Origin of the sequence: Dietzia maris (genome assembly GCF_014144855.1) — a bacterium.
GTDB lineage: Bacteria > Actinomycetota > Actinomycetes > Mycobacteriales > Mycobacteriaceae > Dietzia > Dietzia kunjamensis.
Window position 1 is genome coordinate 1 of the sequence record NZ_JAALDN010000082.1, and the last position, 4002, is coordinate 4002.

Consider the following 4002-nt stretch of genomic DNA (forward strand, 5'->3'; position numbering starts at 1 on the left):
GCCGATCCGCCCCCGCGGCTACGGCCGGCCTGTCCGTGGTGACGGCCGAATTCCACGCGGGAGCGTCGTAGGCTGCGACGGTGCCTGAGAAGACGATCGACCTCCCCGACCTGACCGGACAGACGTGGCTCGTCACCGGCGCGACGAGTGGGGTCGGGTTGGAGACGGCCAGGGCGGCGTCCCGGGCGGGAGCGCGGGTGATCCTCGCCGTCCGTGACACCGAGCGCGGGCGGCAGGTGGCGGCGCAGTTGCCCGGTGAAACCCGGGTGGTGGAGGTCGACCTCGCCTCGCTCGAGAGCGTCCGCCGGGCGGCGGGCGAGCTGACCGGCGTCGGTGGCGGCGACGCGGAAGGGCGGGTCGGCGGGCAGATCGGCAGGGTGGCCGGCGAGAAAGCCGACGGGGAGGTCGAGCAGATCGACGTGCTGGTCAACAACGCCGGCGCCATCATCCCACGCCGGTGCGAGACCGCCGACGGGTTCGAGATGCTTCTCGGCGTCAACGTGCTGGGCCCGTTCCTGCTGACGAACCTGCTGTTGCCGCTGGTGCGGCGACGGGTGGTGATCGTCGCGTCCAACGCCCACAAGAGTGGATCCTTCGATGTCGATGACCCGCATTGTCGCCGTCGACGGTGGACCCCCGCCGCGGCCTGCTCCCAGTCCAAGCTCGGCGACATGCTGTGGGGCCTGGCGCTGGATCAGCGGCTGCGGGATGGGAGGGCCGAGGCGGCTGCGGCGGGGGTGGACGTGCAGCTCACCCACCCCGGTTGGGCGGCCACGGGGATCTCGAACGCCACCGGCAACGCGGCGATCGACCGGGTGGTGACCGGCGTGTGTTCGCTCTTCGCCCAGCCCGCCGCGCAGGCCGCGCTCACGACGATGTTCGCCGCGACCCGTCCGCTGCCGCCGTGCAGCTACACAGGGCCGGACGCGATGCAGCACCTGCGGGGGATGCCGACGCTCATCGGACGCAGCGCCGAGGCATCGGACCCGGCGATCGCGGAGCGCTTCTGGGAGTTCGCCGCGGCGGAGACGGCGACGGACTGAGGCCGCCGCGGGCAGCTCGCGGGTCGTCTGAGGATTAGTGCAACCATGGGGTTGCACTACGGCTGCGCACGTGCGATCGTGGAAGCACAGGTGCACCCCGCGACCCAGCATCCACCGAGCGGAACGCACCGCGAGGGAGGGAAGTCCCATGAGCGAGAACCGAACGGCCGGAACCGGACCCGATACGACCACCGACGACGTGCCGGACGAGATCGGCCGCAGCATCCGCATCGACGCCGAGGCGCAGACCGTGTGGGGCATCATCTCGGAACCGGGGTGGTTCATCAACGACGGCGAGTGGACCGAGCACGAGATCACCACCGAGGGTGACGTCTCGCACGTGGTGGACCCGGTGCACGGTGAGTTCAGCATCCGCACCGTCGAGTTGGACCCGCCCCGCCGTGCGGTGTTCCGCTGGCTGGGCGGGCAGGTCGGCAGCGTCGACGAGTTGCCGTCCAACACGATCGAGTTCACGGTCGAGCCGCAGGGTTCCGGCGTGGTGCTCACGGTGCGGGAGACCGGATTCGCCGGCCTGAGCAGCGACGCGGTGGTGCGCCGGCAGCGGTTCGAGGAGAACTCCGCCGGGTGGGAGACCGAACTCGACCTCGCCCGGCGCCGGGCGGAGGATCAGGCGTGAGCGACGCCCCCGCCGACGCCCGAGCGGCCGAAGGGGAGGGGCGGTCGGGCCTGCTCGCGCCCGAGGCTGACGGCGTCTTCGCCGCTCTCGCCGACCGGACCCGCCGCCGCATCCTCGTCCGGTTGGCCGATCGGCCGGACGACGCCGGCGCGGTGGCCGCCGACCTCGGGATCAGCAGGCAGGCGGTGGCCAAACACCTGCGAATACTGGTGGACTCCGGGCTCGTCATCGCGAGCCCACAGCAGCGACGGCAGGTTCATGCGGTCCGGCCCGACCGGATCCGCGAGATCTCCGATCTGCTCGGCGCGGTGTCCCGGGGCTGGGATCGCAGGCTCGCCCTGGTCAAGGAACACGCGGAACACGCCGAACACGCCGAGCGCGCCGAGCCCGCTGAGTGACCGCCGGTCAGGTGAGGTGGTCGAACTCGCCGTCAACCCAGGCGGCGTAGCGCTCCGCCGAGCGCTGGACGGCACCGCGGGCGTCCTGCGGCACGCAGCCCCCGAAGTTGCTGTAGATGCGGTCGAAGTCGTAACGCGAGACGTGGTCGGCGATCCGGCGGACGACGGCGCCGGACAGCGGCATCCAGTTGGGGAACGAGCGCATTAAGGTCACCCACCCCGGATCCGCGACCGAACCGATCGTGTCACCGGTGAACAACACGCCGCGACCGTCGGGGGCGGTCCAGTGCACCACCACGCTGCCCGGGAAATGCCCGCCGGGCTGGGACGCGCGCACGCCCGGCACGATCTCGATCTCGCCGCCGTCCGCCGGGTCCGCGGCGTGGCCCCCGCCCCACACCACCGTGTTGCCCGGCCGCAGGCCCAGCCACTTCTCGTCCGGCGCGGAGACGTAGACCGGGCAGTCGTCGAACGCCGACGACCACAGTGATTGCACCCCGTACATGTGCGGATGCGAGGCGATGATCGCGGCGAGGCCGCCCCACCCGCGCACCGCGGCGACCGCCTCGTCGCTGATGTAGTTCGGCGCCTCGACCAGCACATTGCCGTGCTCGGTGCGGATGAGCGCTGGCTTCTGCCCGATGCCGGGGGAGTTGATCTGCACGAGGTTGATGACGTCGGTCTCGCGCTCGGCGAACTCGATCGACGCGCCACGGGCCCGGGACTCCTCCGGGTCGGTCCACCGCTGCCCACCGGACGGCACGTACTGGCGCTCGTCCGCGCAGATCGGGCACACCTCCGGTAGCGGCTGCGCGCGCTCGACCCCGCAGGTCGCGCACTGGGTCACCGAGCCCACGGGTGCGCCGCCCGCGTCCGCACCGCGACCGGGCCTCACGGCATGTCCCCCTCGATGTCGACGGCATGCCAGTCGTCGCCTATCTGCAGCTCGAGCGACCCGTCGACGGGGATCTTCTCGGACTGGCTGGAGACGGCGGACTCAAGTGCCTCCTGGGCGTTGTCGAAGTCGCCGAGGTCGATCGTCTGGTCGGGGGTGTGGAGGCGGTAGTGGGGCATGCCACGATTGTTCCTGCCGTACGCCCGGGTCGCATCCGACCGACAGGCCGGTGGCCCCCGCCGTCGACAGGAGACCGACGACCACCGATGACCGACGCGCGACGGTCCCGGCTGCCCGGCGGGTCTTCCCCGGTGCGCGTCCGCGGCGCACACTGGACAGACCGCCGCCGCAGCGAGAGGGCACACCATGTCGTCGTCATCCTCCCCGTCCCACGACCCACGCGACGCCGCGCCGGCCGACCCGCCGCCCGGGTACCCCGACCTCGGGCCCGAGCCGGTGGAGGGGGTGCGGCTGCTGCGCGCACCGGCCGTGCCGACCGCCGTCGTCCGCGCCACCGGCGTGCCCATGGCCACGATCGCCGGGTTCTTCGATTCGGCCTTCGGCACGGCCTTTCCTGCCCTGTTCGCCGCCGGCGTCACCCCGGCCGGGCCGGCGTTCGCGCTCTACACGCGCACCACCGAGGAACCCGAACCCGCCGCGGACCTGGAGATCGGGTTCCCCCTGGCGCGACCGCTGGCCGAGCTGCACCCCGACGAGCCGTCCGAGATCGACGGGATGCAGGTCATCGCGTCCGAGCTCCCGGCCGGGGACGTGGCGGTGACCAGTCATCTCGGCTCCTACGACGGGCTCGGGCAGGCCTGGGGCGAGTTCATGGGCGCGATCGGCGCGATGGGGCGCGCGCCGGGCAGCCCGTTCTGGGAGGTCTACGTGACCGAGCCGAGCCCGGACATGGATCCAGCCACCCTGCGGACCGACCTGTTCTGCCCCGCCCCCACCCCGGACGACGCCGCCTGACCCGGGTTCATCGCCCGTCGCCCGCCGCCCGCCGCCCGCCGCCTGCAGCCCCCA

6 protein-coding genes are annotated in these 4002 nt (G+C 72.5%); 4 read left to right on the top strand and 2 right to left on the bottom strand.

All coding sequences use genetic code 11. From position 1 onward, the window contains the following. The first annotated feature begins 80 nt into the window (after nt 1-80). The 3 genes from G6024_RS03105 to G6024_RS03115 all read left to right on the top strand — a co-directional run bounded on the left by G6024_RS03105 (nt 81) and on the right by G6024_RS03115 (nt 2078). A complete protein-coding gene (locus G6024_RS03105) occupies nt 81-1043 on the top strand; it encodes an SDR family NAD(P)-dependent oxidoreductase (protein ID WP_159147976.1) in 963 nt (320 codons plus the stop codon). Between the two features lie 148 nt (nt 1044-1191). Beyond that, nucleotides 1192-1680, top strand: coding sequence for an SRPBCC domain-containing protein (locus tag G6024_RS03110; RefSeq protein WP_159147978.1), 489 nt, complete (start codon nt 1192-1194; stop codon nt 1678-1680). Continuing rightward, nucleotides 1677-2078, top strand: coding sequence for an ArsR/SmtB family transcription factor (locus G6024_RS03115; RefSeq protein WP_235027741.1), 402 nt, complete (start codon nt 1677-1679; stop codon nt 2076-2078). The genes G6024_RS03110 and G6024_RS03115 overlap by 4 nt, the downstream gene beginning before the upstream one ends. Nucleotides 2079-2085: 7 nt before the next feature. On the opposite strand, the gene G6024_RS03120 is transcribed toward G6024_RS03115, so the two are convergent. Beyond that, nucleotides 2086-2973 carry an MBL fold metallo-hydrolase gene (locus G6024_RS03120; protein ID WP_159147980.1) on the bottom strand — a complete coding sequence of 296 codons (888 nt, stop codon included), beginning with the start codon at nt 2971-2973 and terminating at the stop codon, nt 2086-2088. Beyond that, nucleotides 2970-3152: a hypothetical protein gene (locus G6024_RS03125; RefSeq protein ID WP_069389860.1), complete on the bottom strand. Its 183-nt coding sequence runs from the start codon at nt 3150-3152 to the stop codon at nt 2970-2972. The genes G6024_RS03120 and G6024_RS03125 overlap by 4 nt, the downstream gene beginning before the upstream one ends. 187 nt (nt 3153-3339) lie before the next feature. Between G6024_RS03125 and G6024_RS03130 the strand changes: the two genes are divergently transcribed. Next, nucleotides 3340-3948, top strand: coding sequence for a GyrI-like domain-containing protein (locus tag G6024_RS03130; protein ID WP_132063487.1), 609 nt, complete (start codon nt 3340-3342; stop codon nt 3946-3948). Nucleotides 3949-4002: the final 54 nt, after the last annotated feature.

What these genes read in the sequence shown, in the direction of transcription:
- G6024_RS03110 (WP_159147978.1), top strand. Translation starts at nt 1,192, where the DNA reads ATGAGCGAGAACCGAACGGCCGGAACCGGACCCGATACGACCACCGAC.
- G6024_RS03125 (WP_069389860.1), bottom strand. Translation starts at nt 3,152, where the DNA reads ATGCCCCACTACCGCCTCCACACCCCCGACCAGACGATCGACCTCGGC.
- G6024_RS03130 (WP_132063487.1), top strand. Translation starts at nt 3,340, where the DNA reads ATGTCGTCGTCATCCTCCCCGTCCCACGACCCACGCGACGCCGCGCCG.